Annotated in this window: 19 protein-coding genes; all 19 read left to right on the top strand. The window is 65.1% G+C overall.

The window, feature by feature from the left end:
- Nucleotides 1–309 precede the first annotated feature (309 nt).
- The 19 genes from ACVWZP_RS18200 to ACVWZP_RS18290 are packed head-to-tail and all read left to right on the top strand — an operon-like array spanning nt 310 to nt 17,187.
- On the top strand, nt 310–1,029 hold the full coding sequence (locus ACVWZP_RS18200; protein WP_126588444.1) for a beta-ketoacyl synthase chain length factor: 720 nt from the start codon (nt 310–312) through the stop codon (nt 1,027–1,029).
- Entirely contained in the window at nt 1,005–1,817 is an 813-nt protein-coding gene (locus tag ACVWZP_RS18205; protein ID WP_017849831.1) for a lysophospholipid acyltransferase family protein, read from the top strand. Before ACVWZP_RS18200 ends, ACVWZP_RS18205 begins: the two co-directional genes overlap by 25 nt.
- The gene (locus ACVWZP_RS18210) at nt 1,795–2,064 is read left to right on the top strand and encodes a phosphopantetheine-binding protein (protein ID WP_046384951.1); all 270 of its coding nucleotides are present in this window, start codon (nt 1,795–1,797) and stop codon (nt 2,062–2,064) included. Before ACVWZP_RS18205 ends, ACVWZP_RS18210 begins: the two co-directional genes overlap by 23 nt.
- Before the next feature lie 9 nt (nt 2,065–2,073).
- Nucleotides 2,074–2,328 (top strand): acyl carrier protein, encoded by a 255-nt coding sequence (locus tag ACVWZP_RS18215; RefSeq protein WP_017849833.1) that lies wholly within the window; start codon nt 2,074–2,076, stop codon nt 2,326–2,328.
- Entirely contained in the window at nt 2,325–2,870 is a 546-nt protein-coding gene (locus tag ACVWZP_RS18220) for a COG4648 family protein (protein ID WP_017849834.1), read from the top strand. The genes ACVWZP_RS18215 and ACVWZP_RS18220 overlap by 4 nt, the downstream gene beginning before the upstream one ends.
- A complete protein-coding gene (locus tag ACVWZP_RS18225; RefSeq protein ID WP_457369992.1) occupies nt 2,867–4,537 on the top strand; it encodes an ApeI family dehydratase in 1,671 nt (556 codons plus the stop codon). Before ACVWZP_RS18220 ends, ACVWZP_RS18225 begins: the two co-directional genes overlap by 4 nt.
- Nucleotides 4,530–5,264, top strand: a complete 735-nt coding sequence (locus ACVWZP_RS18230; protein ID WP_079442695.1) for a glycosyltransferase family 2 protein — start codon at nt 4,530–4,532, stop codon at nt 5,262–5,264. Before ACVWZP_RS18225 ends, ACVWZP_RS18230 begins: the two co-directional genes overlap by 8 nt.
- Nucleotides 5,261–6,196 carry an LpxL/LpxP family acyltransferase gene (locus ACVWZP_RS18235; protein WP_057003644.1) on the top strand — a complete coding sequence of 312 codons (936 nt, stop codon included), beginning with the start codon at nt 5,261–5,263 and terminating at the stop codon, nt 6,194–6,196. The genes ACVWZP_RS18230 and ACVWZP_RS18235 overlap by 4 nt, the downstream gene beginning before the upstream one ends.
- A complete protein-coding gene (locus tag ACVWZP_RS18240; RefSeq protein ID WP_457369993.1) occupies nt 6,180–7,721 on the top strand; it encodes an HAL/PAL/TAL family ammonia-lyase in 1,542 nt (513 codons plus the stop codon). The genes ACVWZP_RS18235 and ACVWZP_RS18240 overlap by 17 nt, the downstream gene beginning before the upstream one ends.
- Complete coding sequence (locus ACVWZP_RS18245) at nt 7,714–8,142, top strand: acyl-CoA thioesterase (RefSeq protein ID WP_079442692.1); 429 nt, start codon at nt 7,714–7,716, stop codon at nt 8,140–8,142. The genes ACVWZP_RS18240 and ACVWZP_RS18245 overlap by 8 nt, the downstream gene beginning before the upstream one ends.
- Nucleotides 8,136–8,822, top strand: coding sequence for an outer membrane lipoprotein carrier protein LolA (locus ACVWZP_RS18250; protein WP_046490798.1), 687 nt, complete (start codon nt 8,136–8,138; stop codon nt 8,820–8,822). Before ACVWZP_RS18245 ends, ACVWZP_RS18250 begins: the two co-directional genes overlap by 7 nt.
- On the top strand, nt 8,794–11,124 hold the full coding sequence (locus tag ACVWZP_RS18255; protein WP_457369994.1) for an MMPL family transporter: 2,331 nt from the start codon (nt 8,794–8,796) through the stop codon (nt 11,122–11,124). Before ACVWZP_RS18250 ends, ACVWZP_RS18255 begins: the two co-directional genes overlap by 29 nt.
- 33 nt (nt 11,125–11,157) lie before the next feature.
- Nucleotides 11,158–12,405 carry an NAD(P)/FAD-dependent oxidoreductase gene (locus ACVWZP_RS18260; RefSeq protein WP_026140390.1) on the top strand — a complete coding sequence of 416 codons (1,248 nt, stop codon included), beginning with the start codon at nt 11,158–11,160 and terminating at the stop codon, nt 12,403–12,405.
- The gene (locus ACVWZP_RS18265) at nt 12,402–13,136 is read left to right on the top strand and encodes a class I SAM-dependent methyltransferase (RefSeq protein ID WP_261754549.1); all 735 of its coding nucleotides are present in this window, start codon (nt 12,402–12,404) and stop codon (nt 13,134–13,136) included. Before ACVWZP_RS18260 ends, ACVWZP_RS18265 begins: the two co-directional genes overlap by 4 nt.
- Nucleotides 13,133–13,615: a hypothetical protein gene (locus ACVWZP_RS18270; RefSeq protein ID WP_017849844.1), complete on the top strand. Its 483-nt coding sequence runs from the start codon at nt 13,133–13,135 to the stop codon at nt 13,613–13,615. Before ACVWZP_RS18265 ends, ACVWZP_RS18270 begins: the two co-directional genes overlap by 4 nt.
- Complete coding sequence (locus ACVWZP_RS18275) at nt 13,612–14,778, top strand: beta-ketoacyl-[acyl-carrier-protein] synthase family protein (RefSeq protein ID WP_457369995.1); 1,167 nt, start codon at nt 13,612–13,614, stop codon at nt 14,776–14,778. The genes ACVWZP_RS18270 and ACVWZP_RS18275 overlap by 4 nt, the downstream gene beginning before the upstream one ends.
- On the top strand, nt 14,775–15,236 hold the full coding sequence (locus tag ACVWZP_RS18280; RefSeq protein WP_017849846.1) for an ApeP family dehydratase: 462 nt from the start codon (nt 14,775–14,777) through the stop codon (nt 15,234–15,236). Before ACVWZP_RS18275 ends, ACVWZP_RS18280 begins: the two co-directional genes overlap by 4 nt.
- The gene (fabG, locus tag ACVWZP_RS18285) at nt 15,233–15,961 is read left to right on the top strand and encodes a 3-oxoacyl-ACP reductase FabG (RefSeq protein WP_057003639.1); all 729 of its coding nucleotides are present in this window, start codon (nt 15,233–15,235) and stop codon (nt 15,959–15,961) included. The genes ACVWZP_RS18280 and fabG overlap by 4 nt, the downstream gene beginning before the upstream one ends.
- Entirely contained in the window at nt 15,961–17,187 is a 1,227-nt protein-coding gene (locus ACVWZP_RS18290) for a beta-ketoacyl-ACP synthase (protein WP_046384962.1), read from the top strand. The genes fabG and ACVWZP_RS18290 overlap by 1 nt, the downstream gene beginning before the upstream one ends.
- The last annotated feature ends 17 nt before the right edge of the window (nt 17,188–17,204 follow it).

The raw sequence follows: 17,204 nt of genomic DNA on the forward strand, positions 1-17,204 counted from the left end.
CCGAGTGTAGAGGGCAAAAGCGCCGGTTAGCTACCTCGTTCATCCATGCACTGCTGCATTAATGGTCCGGGCTAGCATCTAACGTACAAATGAAAAGGAACAGTCCGACAATCCAGCTCGGTTCTCAGTGAAGGACAATCTGTAAATCTTCCCCAGCAAATTGTAATCGGCCGTGAACAAATATTTACCAAAGTTTGCTAGAACCCCACAGCACCGGGATAATGCGCGCCATTCGGCTGCTGCTCCCTGTCCCGGTATTCGGGGCCAGTGGCCGCGCATGGAAGCCCGCAGGGGCGGGATATCTTCTCAGTGATCAATTTCAATATCAGCCAATGGCGCGCCTGGGCTCCGGGCCTCGAAAGTGCGGACGACTGGCGCGCCTGGTGCCAGGCGCCAGTGTTGCTACCCGCCAGCGAAGCCTCCCCCGACGTCTCGTTTTTACCGGCCATGCAGCGCCGCCGCCTGAGCCGTCTGGCGCGCATGGCTTTCAGCGTGGGCTGGCCGCTGGCCGAGGGCCTGCAAGACCTGCCGCTGGTGTTCGTTTCCCGCCACGGCGAAACCCCGCGCACCCTCGAGATCCTCAGCGACCTGGCCAACGACCAGCCGCTGTCGCCGACTCAGTTCAGCCTGTCGGTGCATAACGCGGTGATTGGTCTGTGGTCGATCCTGCGCAATGAAACCAGCGAAATGACCGCCCTCGCCGCCGCCGGCGATGGCCTGGAACACGGCATGCTCGAAGCAGCGGCCCTGCTCAACGAAGGCGCCCCGGCGGTATTGCTGGTGATCAGCGAGGAACAGCCACCCGAGGCCTACGCCAACTGGATCCACGACGTGCCCTTCCCCTACGCCCTCGGCCTGTTACTGACGCCGGGCGACGAGTGGCAACTGGAACTGCGCACCGGCACTGTCCAACACACTCACACCCAGTGGCCTCATGCCCTGAACCTGCTACGCACCCTGTTGACCGAACAGGGCGCCTGCCAACACGCCTGGAAGAACCGCGTATGGAACTGGCAACGCAAGCCCTGAACGACAAGCCACGGGACGCCTACTACTGGCGCCTGTTCGCCACCGCCGCCAGCTTCGCGCTGTTTGGCGTCGGCGGGCTGTGCCTGCGCTTACTGGTGTTTCCGTTGCTCAATTGCCTGCCGGGGACTGCCAAGCAGCACCAACGGCGCGCGCGGCATACCATCAGTCGCCTGTTCTGGTTGTTCATTCGGTGGATGCAGCGCCTGGGCATTCTCACGTTCAGCGTCGACGGTGCCGACAAACTCGGACGCCCCGGCCAGATGATCGTCGCCAACCACCCGTCACTGATCGACGTGGTGTTCCTGATCGGCCTGATGCGCCAGACCAACTGCGTGGTCAAGCAGAGCCTGTTTCAAAACCCGTTCACCCGTGGGCCGGTGCGCGATGCCGGCTACATCAGCAATGACGGCAGCGCGGACATGCTCGACGCCGCCGCCGATGCGCTGCGCGAAGGTCAGACCCTGATCATCTTTCCAGAAGGCACCCGCACCACACCCGGCGCGGCGCCTGCCTTTCATCGCGGCGGCGCCGCGATTGCGTTGCGTGGTGCGACAATCATCACCCCCGTGGTAATCAAGGTCAGCCCGACCACCCTGACCAAGGCCGAACCCTGGTATCGCATTCCCAAACGCCGCTTTCACTTCAGTTTACGGGTGGGTGCCGATATAGAACCACAAGCGTTCGCCGCACTCGGCCCCGCGCCCCAGGCCTCACGCAAGCTCAACGATTACCTGCATCACTATTTTATTAAGGAGCTCGCCGAAGATGAGCAACTCAAACAGCCTTGAGCACGACATAAAGACGCTGATCATCGAGGCCCTGGGCCTGGAAGACATCAGCGTCGACGACATCAACAGCGACCAAACCCTGTTCGGCGAAGGCCTCGGCCTGGACTCAGTCGACGCCCTGGAACTGGGCCTGGCGATCCAGAAAAAGTACGGCTTCAAGATCGATGCCGACGCCAAGGACACCCGCAATCACTTCACCAACGTGGCCAGCCTTGCGGCGTTCGTCACGGCCAAACAGGCAGCTTGAGACCGTACCATGCAAACTCGTGACGATATTTTCAACACCCTGCGCGCTGCCTTGGTGGAACTGTTTGAACTGGAACCTGAACGCATCACCCTCGAAGCCAACCTGTACCAGGACCTGGAAATCGACAGCATCGACGCCGTGGACCTGATCGACCACATCAAACGCCAGACCGGCAAAAAAATCGCCGCCGAAGAGTTCAAGGCTGTGCGTACCGTGAACGACGTGGTTGAGGCGGTGTACCGTCTGGTCCAACCGGCCGCATGAGCCGGCTGATCGGCCTTGGCCTGTTGCTGGCGGGGTTGCTGTACCCTTTCGCGGTGTATTACGGCACCGAGCACTTTGCACCGTGGCAATTCGGCCTGCTGCTCGGCAGCCTGTGGTTGCTGCGCGCGCTCACGGGTGCGCGGCGCCCCGGCAGCCGCTGGATGGCGGTGGCGATCATCCTGTTCTGCTTGGCCCTGGCCTGGTTCGACAACCCGCACCTGCTGCGCTGGTACCCGAGCCTGGTCAGCGCGTTCATGTTGGCGCTGTTCGGCCTGAGCCTGAAATACGGCCCGCCGATGGTCGAGCGCCTGGCACGCATGACCGACCCGCAACTGCCGCCGAAAGCCATTGTGTATACGCGCCAGGTCACCGTGGTGTGGAGCGTGTTTTTTCTGTGTAATGGCCTGCTGGCCGCCGCCCTCACCCTGTGGGCGCCGCTGAGTTGGTGGACGTTGTACAACGGCCTGATCGCCTACGGGCTGATGGGGCTGTTGTTTGCCGTGGAATGGCTGGTACGACAAAGGGTTCGAGGCCGCGTATGAATGGGTTGAAACTTGAGCACCTGCTGCTTGAGCCGTTGGAACAGCGCTTGGTCACCACCGAGCCTGCGATGAATCACGCCCAGCTGTGGGAGCAATCCCTGCGCCTGGCGGCAGGCCTGCACGCGCGCGGTATCCAGCGCGTGGCGGTGCATCTGGAAGACGCCGGCCTGCTGGCGATCGCCCTGCTGGGGGCCTGGCGCGCCGGGGTCGGCGTGTTGCTGCCCGCCGACCTGCAACCGCAGACTCGCCAACGCTGGGCCGACGCCGTCGACACCTGGCTGACCGACGCCGCGGACCTGGACGCGTTGTATCAGGCGCCGTTGAGCCCTGCCGCCCTCGACCTGGATGCGTGCCAATTGAGCCTGTGTACCTCCGGCTCCAGCGGCGAACCCAAGCGCATCGACAAGACCCTGCGCCAGCTGGCCAACGAGGTGCAGGCCCTGGAAACGCTGTGGGGCGCGGACCTCAACGACGCCTGCATCATCGGCAGCGTCGCCACCCAACACATCTACGGCCTGTTGTTCCGCGTGCTGTGGCCGTTGTGCGCCGGCCGCAGCTTCGTGCGCCGCCAGTTGGCCTTCCCGGAGGACTTGCAGCGCGCCAGCCGCGAGCACCCACGGTTCGCCTGGGTCGCCAGCCCGGCGCTGCTCAAGCGGATGGGCGACAACCTCGACTGGCCGGCCCTGAGCCGAGTGTCGCGGGTGTTCTCCTCCGGCGGCGCCCTGCCCATCGACGCGGCCGCCAGCCTGTACGAACGCTTGCAACAATGGCCGACGGAAATCCTCGGCAGCTCGGAAACCGGCGGCATTGCCTGGCGCCAAGGCGCGCAGCCGTGGCAGCCGTTCGCCGGGGTAGAACTGAGCCAGGACGCCGACGGTGCCCTGCGCATTGCCTCGCCGTACCTGCCCGCCGGGCATATCGAACAGACCGCCGACGCCGCCCGCCTGCATGCCGACGGCCGCTTCGAGCTGCTCGGGCGCCTGGATCGCATCGTCAAACTGGAAGAAAAACGTATCTCCCTGCCCATGCTCGAACAGGCCCTGATGGCGCACCCCTGGGTCGCCGAAACGCGCCTGGGCGTGGTCCAGGAAAACCGCGCCAGCCTCGGCGCCCTCGTGGTGCTGAGCGCCGACGGCCTGCATGCCCTGCGCAACCAGGGCCGGCGTACCGTCACGCAAACCCTGCGCCAACACTTGAGCCAGCACTGCGAAGCCCTGGCCTTGCCGCGTCGCTGGCGTTTACTGCGACAGTTGCCGCTGAACAGCCAAGGCAAGCTGCCCCAGGCCGAGATCGAAGCGCTGCTGCTGGCGCCCCGGCCGAAAACCCCTGAGGTGCTGGAGCAAGTCGAAGCCGATGGCGAATGGACCTTGCAACTGAGCATCCCGCCGGACCTGGCCTACTTCAGCGGCCACTTCCCGGTGACGCCGGTGCTGCCGGGCGTGGTGCAGGTCGAGTGGGCGTTCAACCTCGGCCAGCAACTGCTCGACCTGCCGGCGACCTTTGCCGGCATGGAAGTGCTCAAGTTCCAGCAACTGGTGCGCCCCGGCGACCACGTCGAACTGCACCTGCGCTTCGACCCGCAACGCAGCAAGCTGTATTTCGCCTACCGCAACGGCGTCGCGGCCTGCTCCAGTGGCCGGATTCAACTGGAGCCTGCGCATGCATAACCCCTGCGCCCTGATCCCGGTCTACAACCATGAAACCGCCGTGCCGGCCGTGGTCCACAGCCTGCTCGACAGCGGCCTGCCATGCCTGTTGGTGGACGATGGCAGCAGCCCGGCGTGCGCGGCGGTGCTGGCGCAATTGGCGACCCTCGACAACGTCAGCCTGCTCACCCTGCCGAACAACCAAGGCAAGGGCAGCGCGGTGATGGCCGGCTTTCGCGAAGCGGCGCGCCTGGGCTTCACCCATGCCCTGCAAGTGGACGCCGACGGCCAACATGACCTGCGCGAAGTCGAGAGCTTCATCGACACCTCGCGCCGACACCCCACGGCGGTGATCTGCGGCTACCCCGAATACGACGACAGCGTGCCCAAGGGCCGCCTGTACGCACGCTACCTGACCCACGTGTGGGTGTGGATCAACACCCTGTCGCTGCAGATTCGCGATTCGATGTGCGGCTTTCGCGTGTACCCGCTGGGGCCGACCCTGGCGCTGATGGACTCGGCCTACATCGGCACCCACATGGATTTCGACTCGGACATCCTGGTGCGCCTGGCCTGGCGCAACCAGCCGATGCGCTGGCTGCCGACAAAGGTGCATTACCCCGCCGACGGCCTGTCGCACTTCCGCCTGTTTCGCGACAACGTGCGTATCTCGGCCATGCACACCCGGCTGTTCTTCGGCATGTTGGTGCGCGCACCGATGATTCTGTGGCGACGGTGGCAGGCATGAGCGACAGCAGCAAACACTGGGCCGACCGCGAAGAGCGTGGCAGTTTCTGGCTGATGAAACTCACCGCAGTCGCCGCCAGGCTGCTCGGGCGCCGGCTGTTGAGCCCGCTGCTGTACGGCATCGTGCTGTACTTCTTCCTGTTCGGCCGCACCGCGCGCCAGAGCACCTGGCAATACCAGCAGCGTCTGGCGCAATGGAGCGGCCGTGATGAGCTGCGCCCGACCCGGCGCAAAGTCTTCGGCCAGTTCATGGCATTTGCCGATGCGCTGCTGGACAAGCTCGACGTGTGGAACGGCAAGCTGCGCATCGAGCAGATCGAAATCCACGACCCGGCGCAATTGCGCGGCCAACTGCGCGGCGAACGCGGGCAGATGCTGGTGGGCGCGCACCTGGGCAACCTCGAAGTGTGCCGCGCGCTCGCGGAGATCGGCGAAAAAGTCACCATGAACGTGCTGGTCCACACCAAGCACGCCGAACGCTTCAACCGCCTGCTGGGCGAAGCCGGCGCGACCCATTTGCGCCTGATCCAGGTCAGCGAGCTGGACCCGGCGACCATGCTGCTGCTCAGCCAGCGCCTGGACGACGGCGAATGGCTGGCGATTGCCGGCGACCGCGTGCCACTGCACGGCGGGCGCACGGTGCGCGTGGACTTCCTCGGCCATGACGCCGCCTTCCCCCAGGGCCCGTGGCTGCTGGCCGGCCTGCTGAAATGCCCGGTCAACCTGCTGATGTGCCTCAAGCACCAGGGCCGCTATCGCCTGAGCATCGAACCGTTTGCCCAACTGATCGAATGGAAACGCAGCACCCGCGAGCAGGTCATCGCCCTGTGGACCGCACGCTACGCCGCACGCCTGGGCCAGTTCTGCCTGGAAGCGCCCCAACAATGGTTCAACTTTTACCCTTTCTGGAAGACCGATGACGACGCATCTTGAGCCGGTAACGTTTGGCGAACGCGCTTTGCGCATTGAAGACGTATTGGCCCTGGCCAATCGTCAGGCGCCCACGCACTTGCAGGATGATGCCGCGTATCGCCAGCGCATCGCCAAGGGCGCGCAGTTCCTCGACTCGCTGCTGGACAAGGAAGGCGTGATCTACGGCGTGACCACCGGCTATGGCGACTCGTGCGTGGTGGCGGTGCCGTTGCAGCACGTCGAAGCCCTGCCGCGGCACCTGTACACCTTCCACGGTTGCGGCCTGGGCAAGTTGCTCGACGCGCAAGCCACCCGCGCCGTGCTCGCGGCGCGTTTGCAGTCGCTGTGCCACGGCGTGTCCGGGGTGCGCGTGGAACTGCTCGAACGCCTGCACGCGTTCCTCGAACACGACGTGCTGCCGCTGATCCCGGAAGAAGGCTCGGTGGGCGCCAGCGGCGACCTGACGCCGCTGTCCTACGTGGCCGCGACGCTCTCCGGCGAACGCGACGTGCTGTTCCGTGGCGAACGCCGCCAGGCCATCGACGTCCACCGCGAACTGGGCTGGGCGCCGCTGGTCCTGCGGCCCAAGGAAGCCCTCGCACTGATGAACGGCACCGCCGTGATGACCGGCCTCGCCTGCCTGGCCTTCGCCCGCGCCGATTACCTGCTGCAATTGGCCACGCGCATCACCGCGCTGAACGTGGTGGCGCTGCAAGGCAACCCGGAACACTTCGACGAGCGCCTGTTCGCCGCCAAGCCGCACCCGGGGCAGATGCAAGTCGCCGCGTGGTTGCGCCAGGACCTGGCCATCGATGCGCCGACTGCGCCGCTGCACCGTTTGCAGGACCGCTACTCGCTGCGTTGCGCGCCCCACGTTCTCGGCGTGCTGGCCGACAGCCTGAACTGGCTGCGCTCGTTCATCGAGATCGAACTCAACAGCGCCAACGACAACCCGATCATCGACGCCGAAGCAGAGCGCGTGCTGCACGGCGGGCACTTCTACGGCGGGCACATCGCCTTCGCCATGGACAGCCTCAAGACCCTGGTGGCCAACGTCGCCGACCTGCTCGACCGCCAGCTCGCCCTGCTGGTGGACGTGCGTTACAACCACGGCCTGCCGAGCAACCTGTCCGGCGCCCCGGCCGACCGCGCGATGATCAACCACGGCTTCAAGGCGGTGCAGATCGGCACCAGCGCCTGGACCGCCGAAGCGCTGAAGAACACCATGCCGGCCAGCGTGTTTTCACGCTCCACCGAGTGCCACAACCAGGACAAAGTGAGCATGGGCACCATCGCCGCCCGCGATGCGATCCGTGTGCTGGAGCTGACCGAACAGGTCGCCGCCGCCACCCTGCTCGCCGCCAACCAGGGCGTGTGGCTGCGCGCCCAGGCCGTCGAGGCGCGCCCATTGCCGCCGGCGTTGGCAGCGATGCACAGCGAGCTGGCCAAGGACTTCCCGCCGGTGATCGAAGACCGCGCCCTCGAAGGCGAGCTGCGCCTGTGCCTCAAACGCATCGCCGAGCAACACTGGAGGCTGCATGCGTAGCCCGGGCGTGTTGCATTGCGACACTGAAATCCTCGTGCCGTTTTTCGACATCGACACCATGAACGTGGTCTGGCACGGGCACTACGTGAAGTACCTGGAAATCGCCCGCTGCGCCCTGCTCGACAAGATCGGCCATAACTACGCAGCGATGCTCGAGTCGGGCTACGCCTGGCCGGTGATCGACATGCAACTGCGCTATGTGCGCGGCGCCACCTTCGGCCAGACGCTCAACGTGCGCGCCAGCCTGGTGGAGTGGGAGAACCGTTTGAAGGTCAATTACCTGATCACCGACCGTACCAGCGGCGAGCGTTTGACCCGTGCCAGCACGGTACAAGTAGCGGTACAAATCGCCAGCCGCGAGATGCAACTGGCGTCCCCTACCGTCTTCATCGACGCGATCGAAAGGGCCCTGAAATGCTGACCCCTGTAGGAGCGAGCTTGCTCGCGAAGATCGTCAACGATAACGCTGGCCACCTGACACCCCGTGGTGCCCTCCGGTTTTTCGCGAGCAAGCTCGCTCCTACAGTGTTCGCGTTGTTTGGTTTTTCGGCGGCGGCCCATGGGTTCGACTTACAGCAACTGAGCGATCAGTTGGCCAAACCCAGCGTGATCCACGGCAGCTTCATCCAGGAAAAACACCTGCGCGCCCTGCCGCAGCCCTTGGTCAGCAAAGGCACCTTCGTCCTGGCCAAAGACCACGGCCTGCTGTGGCTGCTCAAAACCCCGCTGCAACAGGATTACCGCATCAGTACCCAAGGCATTGCGCGGCGTGACGCCAACGGCTGGCAGACGCTGCCGAACAAGAGCGCCGGGGCCGAGCAGAACCGCCTGTTCCTCGCCGTGCTGCAGGGCGACAGCAGCGGCTTGCAGCGTGACTTCGACCTGCAACTGCAGGGCGAAGCCGAGCAGTGGCAGTTGACGCTGACCCCGCGCTCGCTGCTGCTCAAGCAAGTGTTCAAGCAGATCAATATCGACGGCGGCACGCTGGTCCACAGCATCGAACTGCTGGAAACCCAGGGCGACAGCACCGTGCTGCGCATGCAGGACAGCAGCGCCGACCTTCCTCTGAGCGATGCGGAGCAACACGACTTTGCCCAGTGAGCGTTTATTGCCGCGCCTGTTCCTGATCCTGCTGGTGGCCGTGCTGGCCCTGGCCGGCTGGCAATGGCGCCATGGCGCGCCGTTGTCGGCCAACCTGATGGAACTGGTGCCGGGCAACACGCCGGACGCCCTCGAACTGCAAGCCGAACAGCGCATGCAGGAACCGTTGAACCGCGAAATCCTGGTCCTCGTGGGGCACGCCGACCGCCAGCAGGCGGTCAACGTGGCCGAGCAACTGGGCGCGCGCTGGCAAGCCAGCGGCCTGTTTGAAAAGGTCCAATGGAACCTGCAAGCCGACCTGCCGGCACTGCGCGCGCAATTGTTGCGCGGGCGTTTGTCGATGCTCGCGGCCAAGGACCGCGAGCAACTGATCGACCACCCCGACGCCTTCATCCAGCAGCGCGTGCAAGCGCTGTTCGACCCGTTCACCGGGTTCAGCCTGGTGCCGAGCCAGGACGACTGGCTGGGCCTGACCGGACGCATTCAGAACAGCCAGCCGCAGAGCGGCGCGGTGCAATTGGATATCGGCAGCGGCGCATTGATCGCCGATGCCGACGGCAAGAGCTGGGTGCTGTTGCGTGCGCGCACCACCGGCAATGCCTTCGATATGAAACTGCCGCTGCAGGTCGCGGACCTGCTCCAGGCCAGTCGCGCCCAAGCCACCGAGCACGGCGCGCAACTGCTCGCGGCCAGCGGTTTGCTCTACGCTGCCAGCGGGCAACAGCAAGCCAGCCGCGAAATCACCTGGGTCGGCGGCGGCGCCACCCTCGGCATTCTGCTGCTGTTGCTCCTGGCGTTCCGCCGCTGGCGCGTGCTGCTGGCCTTCGTGCCGGTGCTGGTGGGCATGCTGTTCGGCGCAGTGGCCTGTGTGGCGCTGTTCGGGCATATGCATGTGATGACACTGGTGCTCGGTTCCAGCCTGATCGGCGTGGCGGTGGACTACCCGCTGCACTATTTGTCGAAAAGCTGGAGCCTGCAGCCGTGGCGCAGTTGGCCGGCGTTGCGCCTGACCCTGCCGGGCCTGAGCCTGAGCCTGGCGACCAGTTGCATCGGTTACCTGGCGCTGGCCTGGACGCCGTTCCCGGCGCTGACCCAGATCGCCGTATTCTCCGCTGCCGGCCTGGTCGGTGCGTACCTGTCGGCCGTGTGCCTGTTGCCGGCGCTGCTCCAGGGTGTCGACCTGCGCCCGGCGCAATGGCCGTTGCACATCGCCGAGCGCCTGTGGCTGATGCGTTCCGGGTTGATCAAGCGTGTGCCGAGCGCCGTGCTGCTGGTGTGGGTGCTGCTGTTTTGCGCCGGCGGCTTGTGGCAGTTGAACAGTAAAAACGATCTGCGCCAGTGGATCGGCGCCCCGCCGCAATTGCTGCAGGAAGCCCAGGCCGTGGCGCGGATCACCGGGTTCCAACCCACCAGCCAGTTCTTCCTGGTGCGCGCCGACAATCAGCAGCAGTTGCTGGAACGCCAGGCCGCCCTGGGCCAGCGCCTGGAACAGCTGGTGAATATGGACAAACTCCAGGGTTATCTGGCGCTGAACCAGCTGGTCAACCTGCCCGCCGAGCAACAACAGCTGCGCGAGGCGCTGAATGCACTTCCCGCGCACTGGCAACCGCTGCTCGACCTCGGCGTGCCCGTCGGCGCGCTGCAAGCCGAAGTCGCTCAACTGCAAGCGCTGCCCACCCAAGACATCGACGCTGCGCTGCTCGGGCCACTGGCCGAACCCTGGCGCACGCTGTGGCTGGGCCCGGTCGACGGCGGTGTGGCAGCCATGATCAGCCTGCAAGGCTTGAGCGACCCGGCGCTGCTGCAGGTGCAGGCCGCGGATTTGCCGGGGGTGCAACTGGTGGATCGCCTGGGGGAGTTGAACCGGGTGTTCGCCGCCACGCAGATCAGCGCGGCTGAATTGAAGTTGATGTCGTGCGGGCTGATCGTGCTGTTGCTGATCGTGCCCTTCGGCTTTGGCGGCGCGCTGCGCATCGTCGCCCTGCCGTTGCTGGCCGCGCTGTGCAGCCTGGCCAGCCTCGGTTGGCTGGGCCAGCCGCTGACGCTGTTCAGCCTGTTCGGCCTGCTGCTGGTCACCGCCATCAGCGTCGACTACGCGATCCTGATGCGTGAACAGATCGGCGGGCCTGCGGTCAGCCTATTAGGAACACTGCTGGCGGCACTGACGACCTGGTTGTCGTTCGGCCTGCTGGCGCTGTCGAGTACACCCGCGGTGAGTAATTTCGGCCTGTCGGTCAGCCTGGGCCTGGCCTTCAGCTTTATGCTGGCGCCCTGGGCCGGCCGACAGAAGCACGCCTCATGAATGTGATTATCGCCAAAGCGGCAAGGAGCCCTCGTGCCCATAGTTGAAATGGAACGTCGCCAGGTGGTGGTGATCGGTGCCGGCCCGTCCGGTGCCATCGCTGCAGCGCTGTTAAAGCGTAAAGGGCATGATGTATTGATTATCGAGCGCCAGCATTTCCCACGCTTTTCGATCGGTGAAAGCCTGCTGTCGCACTGCATCGACTTTATCGAAGAGGCCGGCATGCTCGACGCCGTGCAGGCCGCGGGTTTCCAGGTGAAAACCGGTGCCGCATTCGCCTGGGGCGAGCGCTACAGTGCGTTTGATTTCGGCGATACGTTCAGCCACGGCAAGCCGACCACCTTCCAGGTGCAGCGCGGCGAGTTCGACAAGTTGCTGGCCGATCAGGCGGCGCTGCAAGGCGTCGACATCCGTTACGGCGAAACCATCGTCGGCGTGGATTTCAGCGGTGAAACCCACTACCTGCATGTGCGCCGGGAGAACGGCAGCGAGTACCACATCAAAGCCAAGTTCGTGCTCGACGCCAGCGGCTACGGCCGCGTCCTGCCGCGCCTGCTGGACCTGGAAGCGCCGTCGGATTTCCCGTTGCGCCAGGCGGTGTTCAGCCATGTCGAGGACCGCATCGAACACCCAGGCTTCGACCGCACCAAGATCCTCGTGACGACCCACCCGACCCAGCGCGACATCTGGTTCTGGACCATCCCGTTCAGCAACGGCCGCTGCTCCGTGGGCGTAGTGGCGGCCAAGGAACATTTCGCCGGCCGCGACAACGACCTGGACGCGTGCCTGCGCGGGTTCATCGACGAAACCCCAAGCCTCAGCAGCGTGCTGCAGAACGCCGTGTGGGATACCCCCGCGCGTACCATCGGCGGCTACTCGGCCAACGTCAAAACCTTGCACGGCCCGGGCTTCGCGCTGCTGGGCAACGCGGCAGAATTCCTCGACCCGGTGTTCTCCTCCGGCGTGACCATCGCCATGCGTTCGGCGAGCATGGCCGCGGGCGTGCTGCATCGTCAGCTCAACGGCGAAACCGTGGACTGGCAGCGCGAGTTTGCCGAGCCGTTGAAGCGCGGCGTCGACACCTTCCGCTGCTACGTCGAAGGCTGGTACGCCGGGACGTTCCAGGATGTTATTTTTCACGCCGGCAGCTCGCCGGAGATTCGCCGGATGATCAGTTCGATCCTCGCCGGCTACGCCTGGGACGAGCGCAACCCGTTTGTCAGCGAGCCCAAGCGGCGGTTACGGATGTTGTCGGAAATTTGTGCAGGGGATGCCGTGTGAGCAGTCAGTACTTGAGTAAGAACTACGTCGAAGAAACCAAGTTCGGCTTCTGGTTCCTGCGCAGCCACACCTGGCAGCACCATGTGTTGCGCGTGGCGATCAACGACCTGCGCAGCCTGTTCAGCGAACCGCTGCCGGTGGCGCCGGTACTGCTGGACGCCGGCTGCGGCCAGGGCAAATCCTTCAAGCTGTTGCAGCAAGTGTTTGCGCCGTCCCGCCTGATCGGGCTGGACGCCGACCCGCACAGCCTTGAGCTGAGCAAGGCGGAAGCCGCGCACCAGGGGCTGGACGTCGAGCTGATCGGCAGCGACTGCGCCACCCTCGACATCGCCGACGCCAGCGTCGATATCCTGTTCTGCCACCAGACCTTCCATCATCTGGTTGAGCAGCACCGTGCATTGAAAGAGTTCTACCGGGTCCTCAAGCCCGGCGGCTACCTGCTGTTTGCCGAGTCCACCGAAGCCTATATCGACACCTGGGTGATTCGCTGGCTGTTCCGCCACCCTATGCAGGTGCAGAAAAGCGCCGAAGAGTACCTGCAGATGCTGCACGAGCAGGGCTTTGAATTCGGCGCGCAGAACGTCTCCTACCCATACCTGTGGTGGAGCCGGGCCAGCGATTTCGGCCTGCTGGAACGCTGGGGCCTGCGCCAGGCTCCGCCGGTGGGCCAGCGCGAAGAAACCCTGGTCAACTGCGTGGCACGCAAACCCCTGGCGAGCGCGGCACCATGATGCGTGCGCTGCTGATCGGCTGCCTGTTGCTGCTGAGCGCCTGCGCCAGCCAACCGCCCTTGCCGGCAAAAAACCCGGCCCTGGCCCTGCCGATGCAACTGCACGTGCAGCGCCTGGCGGACGGCCAGAGCCAGGACTGGTTGCTGGTGATCCAGCACGAAGGCAACGCGATCCGCTGGTCGATGATGGACCCGCTGGGCATCCCCCAGGCCCGGCAGAAGCTGATCGACGGCCAGTGGCAGGCCGACGGGTTGCTGCCGCCCAATCCCCAGGCGCGCGAGCTGTTCGCCGCGTTGCTGTTTGCACTGACTTCGGCGGATGACCTCCGCGCGCTGTACCCGAACGCCCAAGCGATGGACCTGACACGCACCCTGCCGGGCCATTGGCAAATCGTCTATCAGTCATCCGAGGTGTTCAGCGTGAACATGCACGGGCAACCGCTGAGCTATCGCATCACCCCGCTGGGAATGGCGCGATGACCGCGTATCTGAATGCCCTCGGCGTGATCTGCGCTCTCGGGCGCGGCCAGGCCGACGTCAGCCGCAGCCTGTTTGCCGGCGACTGCTCCGGCATGCGCGCCGAAAGCGACTGGGTGCTGGAGCGCGTGTTGCCGGTTGCCGGCGTATCGGGCGCACTGGCGACCATCCCGCCCGAGCTGGGCCAGCAAAGCAGCCGCAATAACCAGTTGCTGCTCGAAGCCGCGTTGCAGATCGACGGCGAGATCCGCCAGGCGATCCAACGCTACGGCGCGGCGCGGGTCGGCATTGTGCTCGGCACCAGCACCTCGGGCATCGACGAAGCCAGTCGCGGCATTGCCCGTTACCTGAGCGATCACCGGTTCCCCGACGACTACGACTACCAGCAACAGGAACTCAGCGCCCCGGCGAACTTCCTCGCCGACTGGCTGCAACTGAGCGGCCCGGCCTATGTGATTTCCACCGCCTGCACCTCCAGCGCCCGCGCGTTGATGAGTGCCCGGCGCCTGCTGGAGCTGGGCCTGTGCGATGCGGTGATCTGCGGCGGCGTCGACAGCCTGTGCAAGCTGACGCTTAACGGCTTTACCGCGCTGGAGGCGGTCTCGAGCGAGCGTTGCAACCCGTTTTCGGTGAACCGCAACGGCATCAACATCGGCGAAGCGGCGGTGTTGTTTTTGATGACTCGCGAGCCCGCCCCCATCGCGCTGCTGGGCAGTGGCGCGAGTTGCGATGCACACCATATTTCCGCGCCGGAGCCCTCTGGCAAAGGCGCGTTGCTGGCGATGCGCAAGGCCCTGGCCAGCGCGCGCTTGAAGCCGGAGCAGATCGGCTACCTGAACCTGCACGGCACCGCCACCCAACACAACGACGCCATGGAAAGCCTGGCCGTCGCCAACCTGTTCCCCGACGGCGTGGCCTGTTCATCGACCAAACCGATGAGCGGCCACACCCTGGGCGCGGCCGGCGCGCTGGAAGCGGCGTTCTGCTGGCTGAGCCTGGCCCACGGCCGGCTGCCGCCCCACGTATGGGACGGCCAGGCTGACCCGGCGCTGCCCGCCTTGCAGTGGGCACGCCGAGGTGACACCTTGAAAAAACGCTGCCTGATGAGCAACTCGTTTGCCTTCGGCGGCAATAATGTCAGCCTGATTATCGCAGAGGCCCCATGATCGATTGGCCACTCGCCGCACTGCTGCCCCACGCGGGCGACATGATCCTGATCGACCAGGTGCTGTCGTTCGACGAAGAGCAGATTCACACCCGCCTCACCGTCAAGCCCGGTGGCTTGTTCAACCGCCCCGACGGCAGCCTGCCGGCCTGGGTCGGCATCGAGCTGATGGCGCAAAGCGTTGCCGCCTATGCCGGTTGCCGCGCGCGCCAGAACGGCCAGGCGGTGGAGCTGGGCTTCCTGTTGGGCACGCGTAAGTTCGAGTGCAACGTGGAGCACTTCCCGGCCGGTGCCGAGTTGACCATCCACGGCCTGCGCTCCCTGGAAGACGACAACGGCATGGGTGTGTTCGAATGCCACCTGACCGGCGACGGTATCCACGCCAGCGCCCGCTTGAACGTATTTCGACCGCCCCAGGCGGCCACCTATTTAGATGAATCGAAGGACGAAACGCCATGACTGAATCCGTACTGGTCACCGGCTCCAGCCGTGGCATCGGCCGCGCCATTGCCCTGCGCCTGGCGCAGGCCGGGCACGACATCGTGTTGCATTGCCGCAGCGGTCGAGCAGAAGCCGACGCGGTGCAGGTCGAGATCGAAGCCCTGGGCCGCAAGGCGCGGGTGCTGCAATTCGACGTTTCCGAGCGGGCCGAGTGCAAGGCAATCCTCGAAGCCGACGTGGAACAACACGGCGCGTATTACGGCGTGGTGCTCAACGCCGGCCTGACCCGCGACGGCGCGTTCCCGGCCTTGTCGGAAGACGACTGGGACGTGGTGATGCGTACCAACCTCGACGGTTTCTACAACGTGCTGCACCCGGTGATGATGCCGATGATCCGCCGTCGCGCCGCCGGGCGTATCGTGTGCATCACCTCGGTGTCCGGGCTGATCGGCAATCGCGGCCAGGTCAACTACAGCGCCTCCAAGGCCGGCCTGATCGGCGCGGCCAAGGCCCTGGCCATCGAGCTGGGCAAGCGCAAGATCACCGTCAACTGCGTCGCACCGGGCCTGATCGACACCGCGATGCTCGATGAAAACGTACCGGTCGAAGAGCTGATGAAAATGATCCCGGCGCAGCGCATGGGCACGCCGGAAGAAGTGGCCGGCGCGGTGAATTTCCTGATGTCGGCCGAAGCCGGCTATATCACCCGCCAGGTCTTGGCCGTGAACGGAGGTCTGTGTTGATGAAGCGCGTGGTCGTAACCGGCATGGCCGGCATCACCTCCCTGGGCAGCGACTGGAACACCATCGCCGCCAACTTTCGCGCCAACCGCAGCGGCATCCGGCGCATGGACGAGTGGGACCGTTTCAGCGAATTGAACACGCGCCTGGCCGGGCCGATCGACGACTTCGTCGTGCCCGCGCACTGGACCCGCAAGCAACTGCGCAGCATGGGCCGCGTATCGCGCCTGGCGGTGTGGGCGGCGGAGCAGGCGCTGAAAGACGCCGGCTTGCTCGGTGACGAGTCGATCAAGGACGGGCGCATGGGCGTGGCCTGCGGCTCGTCCACCGGCAGCACCGACGAGATCAAGGCGTTCGGCAACATGCTGCTCAACTCGGTGGCCGAGGGGCTGAACGCCAACTCCTATGTCCGCATGATGCCCCACACCACGGCGGCGAATATCAGCATCTTCTTTGGCCTCACCGGGCGCTTGATTCCCACGTCCAGCGCTTGCACCAGCGGCAGCCAGGGCATCGGCTATGCCTATGAGGCGATCAAGTTCGGACGCCTGCCGCTGATGCTCGCCGGCGGCGCCGAAGAGCTGTGCCCCACCGAAGCCATGGTGTTTGACGCGCTCTACGCCACCAGCCTGAAGAACGATGCGCCACAGACCAGCCCGCGCCCCTACGACAGCGGCCGCGACGGCCTGGTGATCGGCGAAGGCGGCGGCATGCTGGTGCTCGAAGAACTGGAACACGCCCTGGCCCGTGGCGCGCATATCCACGCCGAAATTGTCGGTTTCGGCAGCAACGCCGACGGCCAGCACACCACGCGCCCGGAACAGAAAACCATGCGCCGCGCCATGGAGCTGGCCCTGGAAGACGCCGGGCTCGAGCCCTCGGTCATCGGCTACGTGAACGGCCATGGCACCGCCACCGACCAGGGCGACATCGCCGAAACCCTGGCCACCAACAGCCTGTTCGGCAGCCGCATGCCCATCAGCTCGCAGAAGAGCTTCCTCGGCCACACCCTGGGCGCGTGCGGGGCGCTGGAGTCGTGGTTCAGCATCGAGATGATGAACCGCGACCAGTACGTACACACCTTCAACCTGGATTCCGTCGACCCGCAGTGCGGCGAGCTGGATTACCTGCAAGGTGAGTTTCGCGAGATGCATCACGACTACGTGATGAACAACAATTTTGCCTTCGGCGGCGTCAACACCTCGTTGATCTTCCGCCGCTGGTCCTGACTTTTTACATCGACTGG

Source organism: Pseudomonas sp. TE36184 (assembly GCF_054060055.1).